This is a genomic window from Mesorhizobium sp. M4B.F.Ca.ET.017.02.2.1 (assembly GCF_003998955.1).
Lineage (GTDB): Bacteria > Pseudomonadota > Alphaproteobacteria > Rhizobiales > Rhizobiaceae > Mesorhizobium > Mesorhizobium abyssinicae.
In genome coordinates, this window is sequence record NZ_RZOF01000644.1 from 1 (window position 1) to 1,019 (window position 1,019).

General features: G+C 65.4%; 1 protein-coding gene. It reads left to right on the forward strand.

Going from position 1 to position 1,019, the window contains the following annotated elements:
- Positions 1-1,019 (forward strand): helicase-related protein (locus tag EN738_RS34570; protein WP_189606146.1); only part of this gene is annotated, 1,019 nt, incomplete at both ends.

Sequence of the window (1,019 nt, forward strand, 5' to 3'; positions counted from 1 at the left end):
GAGGAATGGGACGCCATGCGTCCTCTGTCTGTCGCAGTTTCGGCGACGCCCGGCGGCTGGGAACTGGAGCAGTCCGGCGGCGTCTTCGCCGAGCAGGTCATCCGCCCGACCGGCCTGATCGACCCGCCGGTCGAGGTGCGTCCGGCCAAGAGCCAGGTCGACGATGTCGTCGGCGAAATCCGCGAGACGACCAGGGCCGGCTACCGCACGCTGGTCACCGTGCTCACCAAGCGCATGGCCGAGGACCTCACCGAATATCTGCATGAGAACGGCATCCGGGTCCGCTACATGCATTCCGACATCGACACGCTGGAGCGCATCGAGATCCTGCGCGATCTGCGCCTCGGCGCCTTCGACGTGCTGGTCGGCATCAACCTGCTGCGCGAGGGCCTCGACATCCCCGAATGCGGCTTCGTCGCCATTCTCGACGCCGACAAGGAAGGTTTTTTGCGCTCCGAAACCTCGCTGATCCAGACCATTGGCCGCGCCGCCCGCAACGTCGACGGCAAGGTCATCCTCTACGCCGACCAGATCACCGGCTCGATGGAACGCGCCATGGCGGAAACCAACCGCCGCCGCGAGAAGCAGATGGAGTGGAACGCCGCCAACGGCATCACGCCTGAATCGGTCAAGTCGCGCATCGCCGACATCCTCGATTCGGTCTACGAGAAGGACCATGTCCGCGCCGACATCTCGCAGTTCACCGACGATGCCGGTGCGATGATGGGCAACAATCTGAAGACCCATCTCGAGGCGCTGGACAAGCAGATGCGCGACGCCGCCGCCAATCTCGATTTCGAGAAGGCCGCCCGCGTCCGCGACGAGATCAAGCGGCTGCGCGAGATGGAGCTTGCCATCTCCGACGACCCGCTGGCACGCGAGGTCGAAAGCCAGAGCCCGGCCTCGGGCCGCGAAAAGGGCAAGCACAACAAGGGCGTGGCGAAACATCGTACGGCCGAGGAACAGGAGCGCTTCCGCAGGCTCGACGAAGCACGTGCCGCCGAAGCGGCTGCCAAGGC